Source organism: Pseudonocardia sp., assembly GCF_029263155.1.
Lineage (GTDB): Bacteria > Actinomycetota > Actinomycetes > Mycobacteriales > Pseudonocardiaceae > Pseudonocardia.
Genome location: NZ_JAJCYB010000099.1, coordinates 41,340 through 61,809, shown reverse-complemented (window position 1 = coordinate 61,809; position 20,470 = coordinate 41,340). Strand labels below are relative to the sequence as shown.

Annotated in this window: 22 protein-coding genes, 1 tRNA gene and 1 pseudogene; 12 read left to right on the top strand and 12 right to left on the bottom strand. The window is 72.1% G+C overall.

Annotation, left to right across the window (positions count from 1 at the left end; genetic code table 11):
* The first annotated feature begins 63 nt into the window (after positions 1 to 63).
* From Q1K26_RS19995 to Q1K26_RS19970, 6 genes are all read left to right on the top strand, one after another.
* The gene (locus tag Q1K26_RS19995; protein WP_300015123.1) at positions 64 to 2,511 is read left to right on the top strand and encodes a penicillin-binding protein; all 2,448 of its coding nucleotides are present in this window, start codon (positions 64 to 66) and stop codon (positions 2,509 to 2,511) included.
* Between the two features lie 77 nt (positions 2,512 to 2,588).
* Positions 2,589 to 3,092, top strand: coding sequence for a hypothetical protein (locus Q1K26_RS19990; RefSeq protein WP_300015120.1), 504 nt, complete (start codon positions 2,589 to 2,591; stop codon positions 3,090 to 3,092).
* 69 nt (positions 3,093 to 3,161) lie between these two features.
* Positions 3,162 to 5,153: an MFS transporter gene (locus Q1K26_RS19985; RefSeq protein ID WP_300015117.1), complete on the top strand. Its 1,992-nt coding sequence runs from the start codon at positions 3,162 to 3,164 to the stop codon at positions 5,151 to 5,153.
* Positions 5,150 to 6,301 carry a DNA polymerase III subunit delta' gene (locus Q1K26_RS19980; protein WP_300015114.1) on the top strand — a complete coding sequence of 384 codons (1,152 nt, stop codon included), beginning with the start codon at positions 5,150 to 5,152 and terminating at the stop codon, positions 6,299 to 6,301. Before Q1K26_RS19985 ends, Q1K26_RS19980 begins: the two co-directional genes overlap by 4 nt.
* Positions 6,302 to 6,329: 28 nt before the next feature.
* Positions 6,330 to 6,728 (top strand): nuclear transport factor 2 family protein, encoded by a 399-nt coding sequence (locus Q1K26_RS19975; RefSeq protein WP_300015111.1) that lies wholly within the window; start codon positions 6,330 to 6,332, stop codon positions 6,726 to 6,728.
* Between the two features lie 46 nt (positions 6,729 to 6,774).
* A tRNA-Thr gene (locus Q1K26_RS19970) sits at positions 6,775 to 6,848 on the top strand.
* 147 nt (positions 6,849 to 6,995) lie between these two features.
* On the opposite strand, the gene Q1K26_RS19965 is transcribed toward Q1K26_RS19970, so the two are convergent.
* The 7 genes and pseudogenes from Q1K26_RS19965 to Q1K26_RS19935 all read right to left on the bottom strand — a co-directional run bounded on the left by Q1K26_RS19965 (position 6,996) and on the right by Q1K26_RS19935 (position 10,787).
* Positions 6,996 to 7,274, bottom strand: coding sequence for a type II toxin-antitoxin system RelE/ParE family toxin (locus tag Q1K26_RS19965; protein WP_300015108.1), 279 nt, complete (start codon positions 7,272 to 7,274; stop codon positions 6,996 to 6,998).
* A complete protein-coding gene (locus tag Q1K26_RS19960; RefSeq protein ID WP_300015105.1) occupies positions 7,271 to 7,561 on the bottom strand; it encodes a hypothetical protein in 291 nt (96 codons plus the stop codon). Before Q1K26_RS19960 ends, Q1K26_RS19965 begins: the two co-directional genes overlap by 4 nt.
* A 678-nt stretch (positions 7,562 to 8,239) precedes the next feature.
* Positions 8,240 to 8,461 carry a hypothetical protein gene (locus Q1K26_RS19955; RefSeq protein WP_300015359.1) on the bottom strand — a complete coding sequence of 74 codons (222 nt, stop codon included), beginning with the start codon at positions 8,459 to 8,461 and terminating at the stop codon, positions 8,240 to 8,242.
* A gap of 36 nt (positions 8,462 to 8,497) precedes the next feature.
* Positions 8,498 to 8,609: pseudogene (locus tag Q1K26_RS19950) on the bottom strand (transposase); the annotation flags it as partial.
* Between the two features lie 182 nt (positions 8,610 to 8,791).
* Positions 8,792 to 9,127, bottom strand: a complete 336-nt coding sequence (locus Q1K26_RS19945) for a transposase (protein ID WP_300015102.1) — start codon at positions 9,125 to 9,127, stop codon at positions 8,792 to 8,794.
* A 202-nt stretch (positions 9,128 to 9,329) separates the two neighbouring features.
* Complete coding sequence (locus tag Q1K26_RS19940; RefSeq protein ID WP_300015099.1) at positions 9,330 to 10,019, bottom strand: GntR family transcriptional regulator; 690 nt, start codon at positions 10,017 to 10,019, stop codon at positions 9,330 to 9,332.
* A 321-nt stretch (positions 10,020 to 10,340) separates the two neighbouring features.
* A complete protein-coding gene (locus Q1K26_RS19935) occupies positions 10,341 to 10,787 on the bottom strand; it encodes a helix-turn-helix domain-containing protein (protein ID WP_300015097.1) in 447 nt (148 codons plus the stop codon).
* A 24-nt stretch (positions 10,788 to 10,811) separates the two neighbouring features.
* On the opposite strand from Q1K26_RS19935, the gene Q1K26_RS19930 reads away from it, so the two are divergent.
* The 4 genes from Q1K26_RS19930 (at position 10,812) to Q1K26_RS19915 (ending at position 14,126) form a co-directional block, all read left to right on the top strand.
* Positions 10,812 to 11,264, top strand: coding sequence for a tautomerase family protein (locus Q1K26_RS19930; protein ID WP_363320502.1), 453 nt, complete (start codon positions 10,812 to 10,814; stop codon positions 11,262 to 11,264).
* A gap of 211 nt (positions 11,265 to 11,475) precedes the next feature.
* On the top strand, positions 11,476 to 12,039 hold the full coding sequence (locus tag Q1K26_RS19925) for an OsmC family protein (RefSeq protein WP_300015093.1): 564 nt from the start codon (positions 11,476 to 11,478) through the stop codon (positions 12,037 to 12,039).
* Position 12,040: 1 nt separating this feature from the next.
* Positions 12,041 to 13,276: an NAD(P)-binding domain-containing protein gene (locus tag Q1K26_RS19920; RefSeq protein ID WP_300015091.1), complete on the top strand. Its 1,236-nt coding sequence runs from the start codon at positions 12,041 to 12,043 to the stop codon at positions 13,274 to 13,276.
* Positions 13,277 to 13,322: 46 nt separating this feature from the next.
* A complete protein-coding gene (locus tag Q1K26_RS19915) occupies positions 13,323 to 14,126 on the top strand; it encodes a class I SAM-dependent methyltransferase (protein ID WP_300015089.1) in 804 nt (267 codons plus the stop codon).
* Positions 14,127 to 14,223: 97 nt separating this feature from the next.
* Here the strand turns inward: Q1K26_RS19915 and Q1K26_RS19910 are convergent, their stop codons facing one another.
* Positions 14,224 to 14,823, bottom strand: coding sequence for a TetR/AcrR family transcriptional regulator (locus Q1K26_RS19910; protein WP_300015087.1), 600 nt, complete (start codon positions 14,821 to 14,823; stop codon positions 14,224 to 14,226).
* A gap of 116 nt (positions 14,824 to 14,939) precedes the next feature.
* On the opposite strand from Q1K26_RS19910, the gene Q1K26_RS19905 reads away from it, so the two are divergent.
* Positions 14,940 to 15,968 (top strand): hypothetical protein, encoded by a 1,029-nt coding sequence (locus tag Q1K26_RS19905; RefSeq protein WP_300015085.1) that lies wholly within the window; start codon positions 14,940 to 14,942, stop codon positions 15,966 to 15,968.
* 214 nt (positions 15,969 to 16,182) lie between these two features.
* Here Q1K26_RS19905 and Q1K26_RS19900 read toward each other — a convergent pair whose 3' ends face one another.
* The 3 genes from Q1K26_RS19900 to Q1K26_RS19890 form a co-directional block, all read right to left on the bottom strand.
* The gene (locus tag Q1K26_RS19900; protein ID WP_300015083.1) at positions 16,183 to 16,863 is read right to left on the bottom strand and encodes a class I SAM-dependent methyltransferase; all 681 of its coding nucleotides are present in this window, start codon (positions 16,861 to 16,863) and stop codon (positions 16,183 to 16,185) included.
* 160 nt (positions 16,864 to 17,023) lie between these two features.
* Positions 17,024 to 17,320, bottom strand: coding sequence for a YggT family protein (locus tag Q1K26_RS19895; RefSeq protein WP_300015082.1), 297 nt, complete (start codon positions 17,318 to 17,320; stop codon positions 17,024 to 17,026).
* 103 nt (positions 17,321 to 17,423) lie between these two features.
* Positions 17,424 to 17,825: a hypothetical protein gene (locus Q1K26_RS19890; protein WP_300015080.1), complete on the bottom strand. Its 402-nt coding sequence runs from the start codon at positions 17,823 to 17,825 to the stop codon at positions 17,424 to 17,426.
* 197 nt (positions 17,826 to 18,022) lie between these two features.
* Between Q1K26_RS19890 and Q1K26_RS19885 the strand changes: the two genes are divergently transcribed.
* A complete protein-coding gene (locus tag Q1K26_RS19885) occupies positions 18,023 to 19,279 on the top strand; it encodes a cation:proton antiporter (protein ID WP_300015078.1) in 1,257 nt (418 codons plus the stop codon).
* Between the two features lie 21 nt (positions 19,280 to 19,300).
* Here Q1K26_RS19885 and Q1K26_RS19880 read toward each other — a convergent pair whose 3' ends face one another.
* Positions 19,301 to 20,416 carry an urea transporter gene (locus Q1K26_RS19880; protein ID WP_300015076.1) on the bottom strand — a complete coding sequence of 372 codons (1,116 nt, stop codon included), beginning with the start codon at positions 20,414 to 20,416 and terminating at the stop codon, positions 19,301 to 19,303.
* Positions 20,417 to 20,470 lie beyond the last annotated feature (54 nt).

The following is a 20,470-nucleotide window of genomic DNA, read 5'->3' as shown; positions in this document are numbered from 1 at the left end:
TCAACTTCCCGCCGGGACCGGCCTGACCGGCTCCCGACACCTCCGGGCGTAGGCTCCTCGACCGTGAGCTTCCCGCGCCATCTCGTCCGGCCGGTCTCCCTGCTGCTCGGGCTGTGCCTGCTCGCCGGGATCATCACGGCGGGCATCGCGTTCCCGGTCGCGCTCGGGATCGGGCTGGTGGCCAACGACGCCAGCGACAGCGTCGGCAGCGTCTCCACCGACGTCCTGGACAAACCGCTCCCGCAGACCTCGGTCGTCACCGACTCGGCGGGCGCGCCGATGGCCTACTTCTTCGAGTCCAACCAGAACCGCGACGCCGTCACCGCCGACGAGATCTCCCCGGCGATGAAGGCCGCGATAGTGGCCGTCGAGGACCGGCGATTCTACCAGCACCAGGGCGTCGACTGGCAGGGCACGGCGCGAGCGCTCGTCACGAACTCGGTGTCGGGCAGCATCGAGCAGGGCGCGTCCACGCTCACCCAGCAGTACGTCAAGAACTACCTGCTCTACGTCGAGGCCGAGACGGAGACCGAGCGGCTCAAGGCCACCGAGCAGACCCCGGCGCGCAAGCTCAAGGAGGCGCAGATCGCGCTGCAGCTCGAGCAGTCGCTGAGCAAGGAGGAGATCCTCACCCGCTACCTGAACATCGTGCCCTTCGGCAACGGTGCTGCGGGGATCGCGACGGCCGCTCAGACGTACTTCGGGGTCACGGCGGCCGAGCTGACCGTGCCGCAGGCGGCGCTGCTCGCCGGGATGGTGCGCAGCACGTCGGCCACCGACCCGGTCACCCGGCCCGATGCCGCGGTGCAACGCCGGAACCTGGTCATCCAGCAGATGCTCGATCAGCAGATGATCGACCAGGCGCAGGCCGACGAGGCGCTGGCCAGCCCGCTGGGAGTCGTCAACCCGCTGAACACCCAGGGCATCGGCTGCATCGGTGCCGGGCCCACCGGCTTCTTCTGCCAGTACGTGCAGGAGTACCTGGCCAAGGCCGGCGTCACCCGTGAGCAGCTCAACCGCGGCGGCTACACGATCCGCACCACCCTGGACCGGCGGGTCATGGACGCCATGCAGGCCTCGCTGGTGGCCGAGGTGCCCCCGGACCAGCCGAACGTCGCCAACGTCATGGCCTCCGTCGAGCCGGGTGCCGAGCGGCACCGCGTGCTGGCGATGGGGTCGAGCCGGGTCTTCGGTCTCGACGCCGACGCGCTGGAGACCTCCTACGGCCTGCCCTACATCCCGGTGCCACTGGGCGCCGGTTCGGTCTACAAGACCTTCACCGCCGCCACGGCGTTGGAGAAGGGTCTGGGCATCAACTACCAGATGGCGGTGCCGCCCAGCGGGTACGCGTCTCCGATCTACGTCGACGGCGGCGGTCGCCCGCTGCCCGTGCAGAACTCCAGCAACTACTCCGAGCGCATGACGATCACCGACGCGTTGGCGCAGTCGCCGAACACCGCCTTCGTGAAGCTGATGGAGTTCACCGGCGTACCCGACGTGGTCGACATGGCGGTGCGGCTGGGGATGCGCTCCCTGGCGGAGGACCGGTTCGTCGACCCGAACACCGGGCAGCCGACCGACCGGTCCATCGCCGAGGTCACCAAGGCGCAGCGGCAGGCGTCGTTCACGCTGGGGGTGAGCCCGACGAGCGTCCTGGAACTGTCCAACGTCGGGGCCACGCTGGCCAGCGGTGGGGTCTGGTGCCCGCCCACTCCCATCGAGGAGATCACCGATTCGCAGGGCAACCCGGTGGAGATCACCGAGGCACCGTGCGAACAGGCCGTCGAGCCCGGCCTGGCCAACGCCATGATGAACGCGATGAGCAAGGACGACCTCCCCGGCGGCACCGCGGCGAGGGCGGCCGGACAGGTCGGCTGGGACCGCCCGATGGCGGGCAAGACCGGCACCACCCAGGCCAACAAGTCGGCCGCGTTCCTCGGGGTCGTCCCGCAGCTGTCCGGTGCGGTGATCACCTACGACAACGACAACCGTCCCGACGCGCTCTGCGACAGCGGCGGCGCCCCGTTCGCCTGCCGCAACGGCAACATCTTCGGCGGCAAGACCCCCGCGGAGACCTGGTACGGCATGATGGCGCCGCTGTTCGAGGGCCAGCCGGTGATCCCGCTGCCCCCCGTGGAGGAGCGCTACCTGGAGGGCGGTGCGGAGTCCCGCGTGCCCGACGTCGTCGGGCGGGGCGAGAACGACGCCCGGGGTGCGCTGGAGTCGGCGGGGTGGGCGGTCACGACCCGTACGGTCGACAACGCCGCCGCCCGCGGCACCGTGCTCGGGCAACTGCCGCGTGGCACGGCGCTGCCCGGCGAGACGATCGTGCTCAGCATCTCCAGTGGCGAGGTGCCGCCGCCGCCCGCCCCGCCCACCGAGGATCCGGCCCCGGGCGAGAACCCGGACGGTGACGGCCCGCCACCCGATGACGGGGACGGCGGCGACGGGGGCGGCGGCAACGGGGATGGGGGCGACGGAGGCGGGGGTGGTGGCGACGACGACGGGTAGCCCGCTCGGAGGCCCGATGATCGCCCGACGGGGTGGATGAGCCGGGCACGCAGCGCGACCCGGCCTACCATCGCACCATGACCGACGCTGACGGCGACACCGGCGGCGGTGGGGCGACGGTGCCCCGGCCGCGCAGGTCCGGTCCGGTCCGTCTCGTCGGCCGGCCCGGAACCGGCGCCGCACGGCCGGAATGCGCGCCGCTCGCGGCCCGGATCGGATCCGTCACCGCAGTGCTCGACGACGTCGTCGCCCCGCCGTGGCTCCGGGTGCCCTCCGGTGCCTCCCACGATCCGCCCCACCCGCCGTCGACCCGCCCCGCCGTGCTCCGGGCGGTCGCGGCCGACCCGCCGCCGACCGCCGCCCCCGCCGCGCCCGTGCCGCGGCCGCCTGCGACCCCGGCCCCGCCCCCGGTCCGCCACCATCCGGCCCGGGCGCGGCCCCCGGTCGCTCCCGAGCCCGGGATCCTCGGACTGTCCCGGCTGGCCCGGGGCCGGATCGGGTCGCGGCTGTTCACGCTCTTCTTCGTGGCCGTGTACGCGGTGATCCTCATCCAGCTGGTGATGGTGCTCCTGCACGGCTGACAGCCGCCGTCGGAGGTCCTGTCGGTACCCCGGACTACCCTGGGTCCGACCGGCCCCGAGGAGGTGACGATGGCTTCCCCCCAGCTGTCCGCGCCCACCTCGCACCGGGTGCGCAGCGTCCTCGCCATCCCCGCGTTCCGCCGGTTGTGGCTGGTCACGGCCGGATCGGCCACCGGCGAGTGGCTGAGCCTGCTCGCCCTGTCCGCGCTGGCCACCCAGCTCACGTCGGGCTACCAGGCGCAGAGCTTCGCCCTCGGCGGCGTCGTCGCCACGAAGCTGCTTCCCGCGCTGGTGCTCGGCCCGCTGGCCGGGGCGCTGGCCGACAAGTTCGACCGCCGCCGCGTCATGGTCGTGTGCGACGTGCTGCGGTTCGGCCTGTTCGTCTCCATCCCGCTGGTCGGGTCGCTGGCGTGGCTGTTCGTCGCGGTGTTCCTCATCGAGATCTGCGCGATGTTCTGGATCCCGGCCAAGGACGCGGCGGTGCCCAACCTGCTGCGCCGCCCCGACCAGATCGAGACGGCCAACCAGCTCGCGCTCGTCGTCACCTACGGGGTGGCGGTGCTGCTGGCGTCGGGGCTGTTCACGGTGCTGTCGAGCGCCGGATCGACGCTCGGCGGCGACGCCGGGGAGACGGCCACGCTGCACCTGGCCCTCGCGATCACCGGCAGCGCCTACCTCGTCATGGCGATCACGGTGTGGTTCGGCATCCCGGAGATCTCCGGGCGCTCCGACGGGCGCCGCGAGATCGCGCCGGGCGTGCTCACGCTGCTCCGCGACGGGGCCCGCTTCGTGGCCGACACCCCGCTGGTCCGGGGGCTGGTGGCCGGCATCGTCGGCGCGTTCGCGGCCGGCGGCACGGTCGTCGGGTCGGCCACGCTCTACGCCACCAGCCTCGGTGGCGGCAACGCCGCGTACGGCATCCTGTTCGCCTCGGTCTTCGCCGGGCTCGCCACGGGCATGGGGGCGGCCCCGCGGATGGCCCGCCGGATCCCGCACAACCGGCTGTTCGGCGCCGCGATCGTCGCGGCGGGCCTCGCGCTGGTGCTGGTCGCGGTGGCGCCGCACCTGTTCGTCGCCATCGCGGCGGTGGGGCTGGTCGGGGGGTTCGCGGGCATCGCGTTCCTCACCGGGCTCACGATCATCGGCACCGCGGTGGCGGACGGGATTCGCGGCCGGATCGTCGCGTTCGTCCAGTCGATCGTGCGGCTCACGCTGCTCGGGTCGATGGCGCTGGTGCCGCTGGTCGTCGGGCTGGTGAGCACGCAGCGCGTCGACCTGCTGGGCCGGTCGTTCCTCATCGACGGCACTCGGATCGTGATGCTGGCCGGCGGCCTGGTGGCCGCGGTGGTCGGGATGCTCGCCTACCGGCAGATGGACGACCGGCGCACCGAGCCGATGCTGCCCGACCTGCTCGCCGCGCTGCGCCGCGGCGACCCTCGCGAGGGGTCGGGTGTCCTGATCGCCGTCGAGGGTGCCCCCGCGGAGCAGACGGCCGAGCAGGCGACGCTGCTCGCCACCGCGCTGCGCGCCGCGGGGCACACGGTCGTGGAGCTCGGCGAGTCCGGCCGCGACCGCGAGCGCTGGACCGCCGCCATCCGCGAGGCGGCGCTGGGCGGGGCGCGGGCGAAGGCGCTGGCCGCCGCGGCCGTGCGGGCCGATCTCGTGGAGCGGGTGATCCGGCCCGGGCTGGCGCAGGGTGCGGTCGTCGTCGTCGACCGGTTCCTGGTCAGTCCGCTCGTTCAGTTCGGAGTGGCCGCCGGGGACGTCGATCCCCGCGAGCTGGACAGTCTGGTGCTGTGGGCCACCGGCCGGCTGCGGCCCGACGTGTCCGTGATGCTCGACCGCGCCGCACCGGCCGACGCCGCCTCACCGGGCATGCCCGGTGAGGAGCACCTGCGCGTGCAGCGGCTGCTCACCCGCATGGCGGCCGCCGAGCCCCACCACTACGTCGTCGTCGAGGCGGAAGGCACGCCCGATGAGGTGGCCGCGCGAGTCCTGGCCGGGATCGGGCCGATGCTGCCGCCGGCGGTGGGTGCGCCGGACGGGGTCGGGGTCCCGTGACGGTGTGGGACGAGGTCGTCGGCCAGCCCGCCGCGGTGGCCGAGCTGAGCGCCGCCGCCCAGGACCCCTCCGCGATGACGCACGCCTGGCTGTTCACCGGCCCACCCGGTTCGGGCCGCTCGGTGGCGGCGCGGGCCTTCGCGGCGGCCCTGCAGTGCGCCGAGGCCGGCTGCGGGCACTGCGCGGCCTGCCACACCGTCATGAGCGGCACCCACGCCGACGTGCGCGAGGTGGTGCCGGAGGGGCTGAGTATCAATGTCGCGCTGACTCGCGAGATCGTGCAGCGGGCCGCCAAGCACCCAGCCACCGGCCGCTTCCAGGTCGTGATCATTCAGGACGCGGACCGGCTCGGGGAGCGCGCCGCCAACGCACTCCTGAAGGCCATCGAGGAACCATCGCCGCTGACCATCTTCCTGCTGTGCTCCCCGTCGGATCATCCCGACGATATTCCTGTGACTATCCGGTCCCGCTGCAGGATCGTTCCGCTGCGCACGCCCACGCCCGGGGCGATCGCCGACGTGCTCGTCCGCCGCGACGGGATCGACCCGGACACGGCCGGCTGGGCGGCGTCGGTCGCGGGTGGTCATGTCGGCCGCGCGCGCCACCTGGCCCGTAACGCCGACAGCCGCGCCCAGCGCGAGATGGTGCTGGGCCTGCCCCTGCGCACCCGCTCGCTGGGCGACGCGTTCGCCTTCGCCGCCGACCTCGTGCGCGGGGCGAAGGCCGAGGCCAGTGCCCTGAGCGAGGCCCGCGACGTCCCCGAGCGCGAGGAGCTCGGCATCGCGATGGGCGGCGGCGGCGTCGGCAAGGGCGTGGCCGGGGCGGCCCGGTCGGCCAAAGCCGCCGAGCGTGACCTGGAGAAGCGCCAGAAGCTGCGCAACACCCGCTCCCAGCGCGACGCCCTGGACCGCGCGCTGGTCGACCTCACGGCCTTCTTCCGCGACGTCCTTGCCGCCGGCAGCGGCGCCCAGGTCCCCCTCTCCAACCCCGACCGCGCCGCGGACGTGCAGCGCGCCGCCCAGGAGTGGACCCCCGAGTCCACCCTGCGCCGCCTCGACGCCGTTCTCGCCTGCCGCACGGCGCTGGACCAGAACGTCAAGCCCGAGATCGCCGCCGAGGCGATGATGACGATCATCCACACCGGTTGAGCCCGCCCGTACCGGGTAGCCCGACCACATGGAGGATAACCACATCGCCGACGACCGCGCCCGCCGTTTCGTGGCCGGCCTGCGCCGGTTCGAGCAGGACTCCGACACCGCCGTGTTCGCGGCGCTCTTCGCCCCCGACGCCGTCACCGAACGCCTCGACGCCCGCGGCGAGCGGCAGGGCGAGGTGGCCGAGTTCTGGCGGGAGTACCGCGACCAGTTCCAGGAGGTCCGCACCACCTTCTTCAACGTGGTGGAGGGCGACGACCAGTTCGCGCTGGAATGGACGAGCAGCGGCACCCTGCGCGACGACCGCCCGATCGACTACCGCGGCGTCACGGTCATCGACCTCGACGGTGACGCGATCACCCGCCTCCGCACCTACTACGACTCCGCCGCGTTCGTGCTGGTCCCGGCCGAGTCGACCTGACCCCGGACGCCCGGACCGTCGCCGGTACACTCGTCCGCGGCACGACGCCGCCTTAGCTCAGTCGGTTAGAGCGACGCACTCGTAATGCGTAGGTCTGGGGTTCGACTCCCCAAGGCGGCTCTATTCATGCAGGTCAGAGGCTGTCAAAGCTCTGCCCTTGCGGCCAGTCAGCGGAGCGTGGCACGGACGGCGAGGGTTTTTGGCTGTTCAGAGGCCTGCTGTATGGCACGGGTCGAGTGTGCGTCGCTCGGCGGCTCAGGGGCGCAGCTACGGAAGACGGTAGGCGTCGCGGCGGTGGGCGACGGCGACCACGGTGATGATGTTGGTCTCGTTGTCGATCATGTAGAGCGCTCGGTACTCGCCACGTCGGGTTGACCAGACGCCGTCGTAGGGAACTTCGAGTGGCTTACCGAGCCGGTGAGGATTCTCGGCCACCGGTCCGGTGATGTGCTCGAGGAGGGCGATCGCTGCGTCAAGGGGAAGTTTGTCCATCCGGCGGCGGGCGGACGGGGCGAACGTGACCGAGTACGTAACAGGTTCGGTCATCCTCCGGTCGCGCGGCGGGCAGCTAGATCTGCGGCGATGTCCGAGGCAGGGACGACGTGGCCGGCATGGGCGTCGGCGAGGCCTTCGAGGAGATCGCGGACGAGGTCGGTGTCGGAGAGGACCTCAATGGTCTCGCGTAGGCGGTCGAGCTCGCCGGAGGGTACGACGTCGGCGACGTGGTCTCCGTGTGCGATGACCGCGACGGTGTCGCCGTGCTCTGTATGGCGCACGACCTCTGCCCAGGAAGGTGACTCCTCGGCGGTCACTCTGGTGACAGGTTCGCTCACGCGTTCAGGATACGGGCACCGTCGTGTGCAGAGAAGCGATGCGGCGACCTGCTTGCGGTGTGCGGTCCGGCAGGTCACCTGTGCAAAGTGTGGTAATCGGACCGGTTGTTGATCTCCGTCGTGGCACGGTTCGTGGCACGAAACGACGGCTCACGCCGGAGGACGGTGTGCACCGTGAACTCGGTGACGTGCACCGATGGACCGGGTGCATGGAGTACCTGCCGGCGAAATTTCTCGTAATGCGTAGGTCTGGGGTTCGACTCCCCAAGGCGGCTCCACAGAAGAAGCAGGTCATCCCTGAAGGAGCGGGGCCGGTCAACCCCCAGTTCTTGCTCTTGATCTTTGTTCCTGCCGTCGTCCGCCTGCTCTTGGGCGCGCCTGTGTGCGACGTCGACGTCGTGCAGCGCATGCTGTTCAGGGTGGAGGAAGGGGTTGGTCCGGCTCCGTGATCGTCTCGGTGACGGTGGATCGGTGTGCGTGCTCCAGCGCCGATTCCTCGGCAGGCAGGACAGGCCCCCGCGGGGGGGGGCTGTCGGTCATCCCTTCGCCGCGCAGGGCGGCATGGAGTGCTACGACGAGTTCGCGGTGGGGCGGGATCAATCAGTGAGGACGACCTCGCCGGTACCCGGGGGTCATGACCTGGACGATCCGCACCCCCACCGCGGTCTGCGGTGCTGCTCATGCCGCCGCGGTTCGCGGTGCCAGGCAGCGGATGTGGTGATCGCGTAGGCCGTAGAAGACCAGCCCGATCAGCTCGCGGACGGCGGCCACGACGCCGATGTTGCGTCCGCGCCGTTCCCCGACCCGGTCGCGGACCTGCCCGAGACGGGTGTGCGCGGGCACGCGTTGCACGGCCTCGATCGCGGCCCAGCGCACGAGTCGGGAACCCTGCTTGGTGATCCGTCCACGGTGGACGGTGGTGTCGGACTCGCGGTGGCGTGGGGTCAGCCCGGGCCCAGCTGGCCAGCTGCGGCGGTCCGGGGAACCGACCGACATCGCCGATCTCGGCGACGAACACCGCGGCCAGCACCGGCCCGATCCCGGGAATGACCTGGATCGCGACGTAGCCGGGGTGGGTGCGGAGCCGGCCGGCGACGAGCTTGGCGAACAGCTCGACCTCGAAGTCGAGGGTGGCGATCAGCCGTAGCTGCGAGTTCACCCGGGCCCGGGCCGCGACCGCCAGCTCGACCCGGGCCAGTAGCTGCTGGCCCGCCACGCCGAACAGATCGCTCATCGGTACCGTGACCCCAGCCCCGGCCAGCACGGCGTGGACCTGACACTCAGGTTCGACCGCAGCCCGACCAGCTTCTCCTGGTGCCGCACCAGTTCACGCAGCTCCCGGGTCGCCGGCGGCGCGATCCACGCCTCCGGCAACCGGCCCATCCGCAGCAGGTCAGCCAGGTCCGCGGCGTCACGCTCGTCGTTCTTCACCCGCCGATACGAGAACGGCTTGACCCCCAGCGGGTGGGCCAGGTGCACGTGCGCGCCGAGCTCGGCCAGCGCGTCCGCGACCCAGTACCAGGAGACCGAGCGCCAGGCTGTGAAGGTGCAGACCCGCCTCCTCAACCAGGTCGACGAGCACCGAGCGCGAGCACGTCTGCGACGAGCACACGGCCCGTCGGAAGTGCGCCACCCATCCCGCCGGACCTCAGCCCGGCGTGTCGGGGTCGGATACACCGGTCGCTGTACAGTCTCCCGTCGACGGGTCCTCGCCGGCTGAGGCACGGATCTCCTGGCAGCGTGCGCGAGGGTCTGTCGAACGATCTATCTACAGTCCCCCTGAGGCCGCCAGCGATTCCTCTGGTGCGCGCTGCCACGCGACCTTGAGGCGTTCGAGATGGTTCGTGAGATGGTGAGTCGCTGCCGCGTGAGCCGATTCAGGATCGCGTCTTTCGAGGGCACGAAGGATCGCGGTGTGCTCGGAGAGCATGTCGGCCAGGTGCGGCCCCCACGGTGTCGAGTACGTGGCGATCATGATCTTGGATTGGATCCGGGTGAGGTTCTCGACGAGGCATGCATTCCCGCTGTGAGCCTGAACCTGCTGATGGAATTCGAGATCGGCCGCGCGCACGGCCCCCGTGTCTCCGGCCTGCACCGCCCGGTCCAGACGATCGTGAATAGCCCGCAAGTGGTCGAGGTCGGCCTGGTTCAATGAAGGCGCAGCGAGGCGGGCGGCAAGCCCTTCCAGCGCGCACCGTACAACCAGTGCCTCCAGCAGCTCGTCGCGACTCGGCTCGGCGATCAACGCCCCACCCGCGGTCAGCCGGATCAGACCTTCGTTGACGAGTCGCTCGAGCGCAGCGCGCACCGGGCTTCTGCTCATTCCCAGCTCGGCGGCCAGCGTCACCACGCTGACCTTCTCGCCCGGGCGGAAGTGCCCGTCGAGGACGGCGGTCCGCAACTTGTCATAGGCCAGCTCGGCCAAGCTGCCGGGCCGGGCCACCTGTTCGAGTGCCATCGACTGCCCCTACGTCCCCTACGTCATCGGTTGCATGCAGCGTACAGGTGGCAGCTCAGGATCGTCGGCTTGACAGATCGGACGCTGTCCTCGTAGTGCGTAGGTCTGGGTTCGACTCCCCAAGGCGGCTCCATCTTCGCAGGTCAGCGCCCCAAGTCATGGCTCAGGGTCGAAGCAATGCACGGGTCGTGACTCTGCTGGCTGAGGTCAGGGTGATTCACACGTTGTGTCCGTGGCGGCACGCTTCAGTGCGGCGACGATCCCGCGGTCCAGGACCCGGTCCGAGAGCACCGGGTCGGTCACGGCTCGGGCCTCGGACGGCTACCAGGCCGCCGGCTGTACCTCGGCGGTCATGGCCCGCCACGCGATCGGCTCACCGCATCGTGTGCAGGTCATGCGGGCGTGGGCGGGATGCCCGCAGTCGCGGTGGATCAGCTCCACCGGGGGCACGTCGTTCTCGTACCTGTCGCCCCAGTTCATCAGCGCGACGAGAACCGGGTAGAGGTCGGCGCCCTTCGGCGTGAGGAGGTACTCGTGGCGCACCGGACCGGTCTGGTAAGGGACGCGCTCGAGGACACCTTCATCGGTGAGGACGCGGAGCCGGTCGTTGAGGACGTTCGCGCCGAGGCCGAGCTTGCTCCGGAAGCGGTCGTAGCGGCGCTCACCGCGGAAGCACTCGCGCAGGATCATCATCGTCCAGCGCTCGCCGATGACCGACCAGGTCCGGGCCACGGAGCAGTAGACGTCGCCGAGATCGTCGTGTCGCACGCCACGCAGTGTAAGGCTTTTTGAGTGTCAGCAGCTTGTGGGTTCGGACTGCCCTGTCTATCGTTACACTCGATTCGAGTCGAACCGATCCCGGAGGTCGCCGTGCCCTTCTACCAGTTCACCGTTCCCTCGGGTGACCCGACGTTGAGCCACAGGGCGGAAGTGGCTGCGGCGATGACCAAGGTGCACGCCGAGGTGACCGGGGCCCCGGCGGCGTACGTGCACTGCTCGTTCGTCGAGGTGCCGCCCCGCAGTGTCTTCGTGGCGGGCGAGCCGGTCGACGGTCCGCGGCTGGTCGGCACCATCCGCTCCGGCCGCTCGACCGAGGTGCGCGCCCGACTGCTGCACGGTCTCGCCGACGCCTGGTGCGAGATCACCGGGACCGCCAAGAAGGACATCGCCATCTTCCTCCAGGAGACCCCCGGCGCGAACGTGCTCGAGGACGGCGAGGTCCTCCCGGAGTCGTCCGAGGACTGACTGCGGGTTCCGGCGCACCGGTCAGCCGGCGGGAGCCGATGTCGGAAACGTCATGGCGGAGCGTCGCGGCCCGTCGGCTCAGCCCGTGCGGGCGCCTGGCGGCACCGCGCCTTCCCCTCCTTGCAGGTGGAGTGCAACCGGACTGCAAGCGACCGGTGCTTCAGTTCGTGTCGCAGCCGGTCCGCCGCGGACCGCATGCAGAGGAGGCATGATGAGCACTGTCGAGAGCCCCACCGTGGACAACGGCGTCGACGTCGCGGCGCTGCTGGGTGCGCGGGACGCGCTGGCCGCGGCACCCGACGCCGCGCAGTTCCGGTGGCGCGCCCGCTGCGAGTGGGTGAAGGGCACCCATTCCCGCACCACCGTGCACGACTTCTCCGGGCTGGGTGCCGAGCACACCCATCGCACGCCGTTCACGTTCGAGGGCGATCACCCGGAGGTGTTCGCCTCCGCGGACCACGGGGCGACGCCCACCGAGGTGCTGCTGGCGGCGCTGGCCGGCTGCCTGACGGCGGGCATCGCCGCGGTCGCCACCCACCGTAACGTGCAGCTGCGCTCGGTGAGTGCGGTGGTGGAGGCCGACCACGACATCCGGGGGATCCTCGGAGCCGACCCCGACGTGCGCAACGGGTTCAGCGCGGTGCGGGTGCGCTACGAGATCGACGCCGACGCCCCGCGCGCGGACGTCGAGGCCATCGTGGCGCAGTCGCAGAAGCGGTCGGCGGTCTACGACATCCTGACCAACCCGACCGCCGTGACGGTGGAGGTCGGCTGAGGTGCGCACCACCGTCGTCGTGATCGGCGGCGGGCAGGCGGGCCTGGCGATGAGCTGGTACCTCGCCCGCCGCGGTGTCGACCACGTGATCCTGGAGCGGGGCGCGGTCGCCGAGTCCTGGCGGTTGCGCCGCTGGGACTCGCTGCGCCTGCTCACCCCGAACTGGATGAGCCGGTTGCCGGGCCACGGCTACGACGGCGAGGACCCCGACGGTTACCAGCGCGCCGACGAGGTCGTCGCGCTGCTCGACGCCTACGCCGGTGCGTTCGGTGCGCCGGTGCGCCCGCACACCACGGTCGTCGGGGTGGCGCCCACCGCGTCGGGCTTCCAGGTGGACACCGACGACGGCCCGTGGAGCTGCCGGGCCGTCGTCGTGGCGACGGGGACGGAGGGCGAGCCGCGGTTGCCCGCACTCGCCCGGGACCTGCCCGGCCACCTCCAGCAGGTCGCCGCGTCGGGCTACCGCGGCCCCGGGCAGATCGCGCCGGGCGCGGTGCTGGTCGTCGGGGCCGCGGCGTCGGGCGTGCAGATCGCCGACGAGCTGCGACGGGCCGGCCGCGCGGTCACGGTGGCCGCAGGCGACCACGTCCGGGTGCCGCGCACCTACCGCGGGCGCGACATCTACCGCTGGATGAACGACCTGGGCATCCTCGACGAGCGCTATGACGAGGTGCCCGACCTGACCCGGGCCCGTCGGTTGCCGTCGCTGCAGCTGGTCGGCACCGCGCAGCGGCGCACCCTGGACCTGGCCGCGCTGTCCGCGGCGGGCGTCGAGATGTGCGGTCGCCTCGTCGGGGTGGCCGGTCGGTACGCCCAGATCTCCGGGGCGCTGGCCAACCTGATCAAGATCGCCGATCTCAAGCAGGCCCGGCTCCTGGATCGGATCGACCTCCACGTGGCCGAGCAGGACCTGGGCGACCGGGTCGCTGCCCTCGAGCGACCGGACCCGACCCCGGTACCACCGCCGGTGACCGAGCTCGACCTGGCCCGGTTCTCCGCCGTCGTCTGGGCCACCGGCCATCGGCCCAGCTACCCCTGGCTCGACCCGGCGCTGCTCGACCACCGTGGCGCGCTCCGCCACGACGGCGGAACGCTGGAGGCGCCGGGGATGTACGTGCTCGGGCTGCCCGTCACCCGCCATCGGGCATCGAATCTCCTGGCCGGTGTCGGCTCCGACGCGAAGCTGCTGTGTGGCCGGCTGATGGAACATCTGCGCCGGTCACGGCATGCCGCATGAGGCGGCGCGCGGCGATCCCGTCCGGCGAACCGACGATGAGGTGCACATGACCGTTCGTGAGGACATCCAGGGCTGGCGTGGCGTCGACGAGGGTTGGGGTCGGGAGGCGGTCGACTTCGCCACCCTGTTCGAGCCCTCCCACTGTCGCGAGTACGTCGCCGTTCACCACCGGTTGCGGGTGGACGACGGGGACCGCCTGCTGGATGTCGCCTGCGGTTCCGGACTGGCCATCGAGCTCGCGAGGCTGCGGGGGGCGGCCTGTGCCGGCATCGACGCGTCCGCGCGGCTCGTGGCCGTCGCGCGGGACCGCAGCCCGGGCGCCGACATCAGGGTCGGGGACATGCACGCCCTGCCCTGGGACGCGGGGTCGTTCGACGTCGTCACCAGCTTCCGCGGCGTCTGGGGCACGACCCCGGACGTGATCTCGGAGATCAGTCGCGTGCTCGCGCCCGGCGGTCGCCTCGGCCTCACCGTCTGGGGACACATCAAGATCTCGCCCGGCGCGTGGGCGCTGAGCCCGTTCCAGCTCGCCGCCCGGCCTGCCGTGGCGAACCAGGCGGCGATGGTCGCCCTGGGGCGACCCGGCGTCGGCGAGGAGCTGCTGGGGCGGGCGGGCTACGTCGAGATCCGCCGCGTCGACGTGCCCTTCGCGTCGGAGTTCGCCGACCCGCAGACCTACGCGCGGGCCCTGGCGTCGACCGGACCCGCCTACGAGGCGATCAGCAACGTCGGTGAGCAGGCCTTCCACGCCGCCGCGATGCGTCTCGCCGAGGAACGCATCCGCGCCGGACTGCCCCTGCGCGCCGAGATCGCGGTGACCGGATACCTGGCCCGTAAGGGCCGGGACTGACGCGACAGCGGCGAACCGGACGGGCCGAACACCAGCGCCGGCACGACGGCCGCGACGACGAGGGACGTCGCCGCGACGCGTGGGTGCGCCCCGTCCCCTACGTGGCCCTGCGTCGTGCGACGAGTGGCAGGAAGACCTCGTCGACGATCTCCACGAGTACGTCGTCGGGTGCGTGGGGGATGCCTCGCATGAGGAACTCGTTGCGCAGCAACACGATGGCGACGGTGGCGACCCGCGGGTGCAGCGCCTCCGGTGCGGCTTCGTGTCGCTCGACGGCGTGTCCCAGGACGATCAGCCAGGTCGCGGTCAGCCCGTCGGTGGCGTCGCCGGTCAGCTGGGCCAGGAACTGGGGTGCTCCGCCCGCGGCGGCCATCAGCTCCCGGAGGATCCCGCCCAGGGGTGAGCTCCAGTGGCGGTTGGCGCCGCGGAGCAGTTCGAGGGCGTCGCCGCGCAGGCTGCCCGTGTCCGGCACCGGAGCCTTCTCGGCGAGCACTCGATAGGCGGCGACACCCAGTGCCAGCCGATGGGGCCAGCGCCGGTAGACCGCGTTCTTGTTGGTGCCGGCGCGTGTGGCCACACGGCCCATCGTCAGTGCGGCGAAGCCGGACTCGGTGAGTTCCTCGACCGCGGCCTGAAGGATGGCTTCCTCCAGGGCGACGCCGCGGCGTCGCGTCCGGCCCCGGCCCTGGTCCGTCATCAGGTCCCACCACATTCGTCGACTTCGCCTACGGCACGGATGGTACCCGTCTGCAAATCGTTGACGCTGTGCTCAGGGCCATTTACGGTACGACTAGTACCTAACCGGAGGTTGCCATGCGCGCCCGGGGCGTCACCTACGACACCGGCTTCGTCGTCGACGGCGTGAACGCCCTCCCGGGCTTCGACCCGGACGTCACCGCGCGCGAGCTGCAGATCATCCGCGACGACCTGCGGTGCAACGCCGTACGTCTGACCGGCGGCGATCCCGCGCGGCTCGAGATCGCCGCAACGCGCGCCGTCGACCTGGGTCTGGAGGTCTGGTTCTCGCCCTACCCGCTCGAGCTGCCGGGCGACGACGTGCTGGCCCTGTTCGCCGACTGCGCAGCACGGGCCGAGCGCGTGCGTCTCCGCGGTGGCGAGGTCGTGTTCGTCGTCGGCGCCGAGCTGAGTCTGATGCTCCCGGGGTTCCTCCCCGGCACGACGCTCGAGGAGCGGGTCCGGCAGCTGGTCGGTGATCCGCAGTCGTTGCCGGAGCGGGTCGCTCGCGTGAGCGCGTCGGTCAACGAGTTCCTGGTCGAGGCCGTCGCCGTCGTGCGGCGGCACTTCACCGGCCGGATCACCTACGCCTCGATCCCCCTCGAACGTGTCGACTGGACACCCTTCGACATCGTCTCCGTGGACCTCTACCGCTCACCCGAGGTCGCCGACCGGTTCGCCGAGGGCGTGCGAGGGCTCGTCGCGCAGGGCAAGCCCGTGGCGATCACCGAATTCGGTGCGGCCACCTACCAGGGCGCGAGTGCGGACGGTGCCCGCGGACTGGAGATCGTCGAGAACGACGCCCGTGGCATACCGGTGCGGCTCAAGGGCGAGTACGTGCGTGACGAGGAGGAGCAGGCGACCTGTGTCCGCGAACTGCTGGAGATCTTCGACTCCGAGGGCGTCGACAGCGCGTTCGTCTTCCTCTTCGCTCTGCACTCCCATCCCCACCGCCCCGACGGCGATCCGCGAGACGATCTCGACCTGGCCAGCTACGGCATCGTCAAGGTCCTGGAGAACCGCCGAGGCGACACCTACCCGGACATGATCTGGGAACCCAAGCTCGCGTTCCGCGCGATCGCCGAGTACGCCGGACCGCGCCGGTAGGCCGCCGGCGCCACCTGCCCACCCGTGCGGCGCGCGTGCGCCAGAGAGTCCGGGAGCCCGTCGCGGAAGATGGCCGACGAGCTGCTGCGCCGCCGCGACGCGCTCGGCGTCGGGTACTGGGCGGTGAGCGAGGAGTTCCTCCACGACCTCGCGCCGGCGGTCGAGCTGCTGGCGTGATCGGGCGCCGGCCGGCACGCCTCAGCGCAGCCACGCCTCAGCGCAGCCGGCGCGCCCGCAGGACGACGTCGTCGGTGTGGTGGGCACCGGCCCCGCCCTCGGGCGCGACGCGCGGCCGCTGCTCGTCCACCTCGACCTCCCAGTCCTCGTCCAGGAACGCGGCGACCATGGAGGGCCAGACGTAGTCGGCGGGGTCGAACCCGCCCTCGGGCACCGGCTGGGTGTCCATCCCCGCGTGGTGCACGAGCAGCAGCACTCCCCCGGGTGCGACAGCCGCGAGCAGCGCCCGCTCGCCTGCGGCGTCGGGGGTGCGCAGCAGGGCCGGGTACTGCGCCGAGACCAGGTCGAACGATCTCGGCGGGAGCGCCGCCTCGGCCAGCCCGGCGTGCACCCACCGGACCGTGACCCCGGCGTCGCGCGCGTGCCCGGCCGCCCGCTCCAACGCCACGCCCGAGACCTCGAGCGCGGTCACGTCCCAGCCGCCGCGCGCGAGCCAGACGGCGTCTGCGCCCTCGCCGCAGCCGACGTCGAGCACCCGCCCGGGGGTGAGACCGGCGACCTCGGCGACCAGCGCGCCGTTGGGACGTCCGCTCCACAGCGGCCCATTGTCGGCGTAGCGCCGGTCCCATTCCGCCCGTTCCGCCGGATCTCCGATGTAGGTGTCGACCGGTGACGGTGCATCGGTCGTGGGGGAGCCTGCCTGGATGTCGTCGGTCACCGGTCCAGGGTCGCCCACTGCCGCGGTCATTGCGACCTCCGTTGCCGTTCCGGCAAGGCGTGTTCCCGACCCCGGCGCGCGGCGGGCCGGCCGACGGGGCGGAAGTCGAAGCCTGCGAACCCGCAGCGACACCCCACCCGCACGCCGCGGGGCGAGCGCGCTACCCGCGGATCGGAGTCACAGCTGCGACACGAGCGAGCGCAGGATCAGGGTCGCGACGAAAGCCGACGGTGAAAGCGAGGTCGAGCTGGACGCCGCCGATCCGCACCGGTTTCAGCACCCGCCGCACCGGACCGATCACCGGCTCGGTCACGCGGTGGGACACCTCGCGGGCGCCGCTGACCCAGCGGTTGTCGCCGGCCGTGACCAGTCCCGTCCAGTCCAGCACGGCCCGCACGATCAACGCGATCAGGAACAGCAGCAGGATGAATCCGAGCAATGCACCGAGGGCACTCATGGGGTCACCTTCCTCTCCACCACCAGGGTGCCCATCGTGCCTGAGCATCGGCTGAGTGTCGGGCGGTCCTCGGGGCGGCCGGGGTCGTCGAGGCCGCCGCGGATCACTCCGCGTCCCAGATGCCGCAGCGGCTGGTGTTGAACCTCTCGCCTTCGGCCAGGGTGACCCGGTGGACCCCGCCCTCCGGGCGGTCGAAGACGTCCTCGACGATCTCGCGGCCGCGGCCCTCGGGGCCGGGCACCGACCGCGACCAGTAGCAGCTCGAGCTCGGGCCCGTGCGGTAGGTGCCGGGTGCGATGTCGACGCCGACGTCGTAGATGCCGCGCCCGAAGGAGGTCGGGAATCCGTCGGGATCCACGGTCGGCGTCGCGGCGGCGGCGGTGGTGGTGGTGGCGGTCGCCGGGGGCCCGGCGCTCGGGCGCGGCGTCGGGAGGTTCCCGCACCCGCAGGCCAGCACGGCCAGCGCCGCACCGACGACGACCGCCCGCAGTCCGGCCCGGCTCATCGCACCTCCACCGCGCACCCTGCGCGGCGGGATTCTCGCAGCACGGCCCCGGGCGGGTCGCGCAGGTCGAGGTTTCCCCCGCGGTCGGCCGGGTAGCAGGTCGGACATGGCCCGTTCCACATACTGCCGTCGGCCGCGTCCACCGTCGCCCTCCGACCCGCCCCGGCCCGGCGCGACGACGGGAACCGGGTGACCCGGTGGATCCGCTGCTGGCGCTGCTCGCGGGCGCGGTGCTCGTCCTCGGGCTGAGCTCCCGGCTGCTCAAGCGCAACTCGCTGTCCCCCGTGCTGCTCGCTCTCGCGCTCGGGGCCCTCGTCGGGCCGGTCGCGCTCGGCTGGATCGACCCGGCGGCCGCCGTCGAGCGGCACACGTTGCTCGAGCACGTCGCGCGCATCGGGCTCGCACTCGGCGTCGCCGACATCGCCCTGCAGATCACCCGGGACGACCTGCGCCACAACGCCCGCCGGCTGCTGGTCCTGCTGACGGTGGTGATGGCCGGTATGTGGCTGGTCACCGCGGGCGGTGCCTGGCTGCTGCTCGGCGTGCCGGTCGGGGCCGCGCTGCTGCTCGGTGCGGTGCTCACCCCCACCGATCCGGTGGTCGCCTCGGCCCTGGCCTCCGGTGCCTTCCCGGAGCGGATGCTGCCCCGACGGCTGCGCCGGACCCTGCAGGTCGAATCCGGCGTCAACGACGGGTTGGCGCTGCCGTTCGTCCTGCTCGCGGGCCTGCTTGCGACCGAGACCGTCGGAACCGCGGTGCAGACCTGGCTGCTCGAGGCCGGGCGCGAGATCGGCCTGGCCGTGGCCATCGGCCCGGTGCTGGGGTGGGCGGCGGCGCGGGCCGCCCGGCTGGCGGAGGGACGCGAGCTGATGTCCGGCAGCTACGTCCCGCTGCTCGGGGTGGCCGGCGCACTGTTGACCCTGGGCCTGGTGCACCTGCTCGGTGGCAGCGGTGTGCTCGGGGCGTTCCTCGCGGCGCTGGCGATGTCACTCACCCTCCCCGACGAACTGCGGACCCCCGTCGGGGACACGCTCGGCGCCGCGAGCCGACTCGGCGTGGTGGCGGTGTTCGGGGTCTTCGGCACCGTGCTGCCGTGGTCCGGGTGGGCCGCGCTCGGCGCGCCCGGCCTGCTCTTCGCGGCCTGGGTGCTGCTGCTGCGCCGCCCGCCCGTGGCCGCAGCGACCCTGTCGCTCACCGCGACCGGCCCGTCCAGCCGTGGCTTCCTGTCGTGGTTCGGGCCGCTCGGCGTGGCCGGCATCTACTACATCGCCTTCGCCCACCGCTACGGCCTGCCCGGATACGAGCGCCTGTTCGCGGCGGCCTCGCTCGCCATCTGCGCGTCGGTGCTGGTCCACACCCTGACCTCGAGTCCCGGCGTGCGCGGCTTCGCCCGGCGGACCGGGACGGGCCGGCCCGACGGCGAACGGTCCGAGGTCGAGGGTCGGCTTCCCTGAGCGGGCCGCCCCGCCCGGTCCTCAGGCAGAGACGGTCCGGGCGCGGCGCAGGTGTGCCTCCGGTGTCTCGATCTCCCCGGGCGGCACGAACGTGAACAGCCGCGGCGAGGCGTCCTTGAGCATGACGAACGTCAGCACGCCGAAGCAGAACGGCAGCGTCATCGCCGGCAGCCCCCAGGGGCCGAGGAAGGAGGCGATCGCGCCGAACAGCAGCGCCGTGTATGCGGCGCAGGCGATCCCGAGCAGGGCCGAGCGCCAGGTCAAGACGTAGAAGACACCGGCGATGGCCAGGCAGGCGTCGAACGAGTTGAACCCCCACAGGCCGTTGTAGATCGCGGTGCCGTCGGCGCCGAGCGCCATCCCGACGCCCATCCCGACCGCGGAGCCGACCAGCGCGAAGCCGAAGGCGATCCGTGAGCAGAACAGGATCCCGACCAGGATGAGGATGCCGCCGAGGATGCTGTTGACGAAGAACAGTTGGCTGATGCCGCGCAGCACGGCGTTGACGACGGCGGCGAGGTCGGTCCCGGCGGCGGAGGTGGCGCTCTCGCGCAGGGCCTCGGACACGGTCGGGCCGGTCACGGCGGGCGGGGTCGGGACGATCAGCTCGCCGACCCGGCCCCGCACGGCGTGCAGCGCGGTGATGAGGAAGAGCAGCACGGAGATGTTGAACGCCAACGTGAACGGCGGGACGCCCCACGCGCCGCCGAAGAGCGCGGCGAGCGCGGCCATCGCGATCGACGAGCCCGCGCTCACCGCGACGATCCACACCGTCGCCACGCCGTCCCACGGCGGGGCCAGGAACGTCGCGAGCGCGAGCCCGCAGAGCACGCCGTTGAAGCCGTAGAGCCCGGCGTGGATCGCGCCCCGGTCGAATCCCATCAGCAGTGCGACCAGCGTGGACACGACGACGCCGACGGTGCCGCCGAAGCCGATCCACGGGTCGAACGTCCAGGCCGCGAGCAGGACGAACAAGCCGGTCAGCGGGTTGTTCATGAACATCACCTGCCCGACGCCACGCAGGCAGTTCTCGACGAACGCCAGCGGCGGGATCCGCCGCACGCGCTCCTGCAACCGCGGTGCGGTGCCGTTGACCCAGTCCAGCGCATGGTGCGTCGTTGCCGTGCCGGCGGTCATGGGGATGCTCCATCCTCGGGAGTGGGCCGGTGCCGTGCGTACGCCGGCGCGACG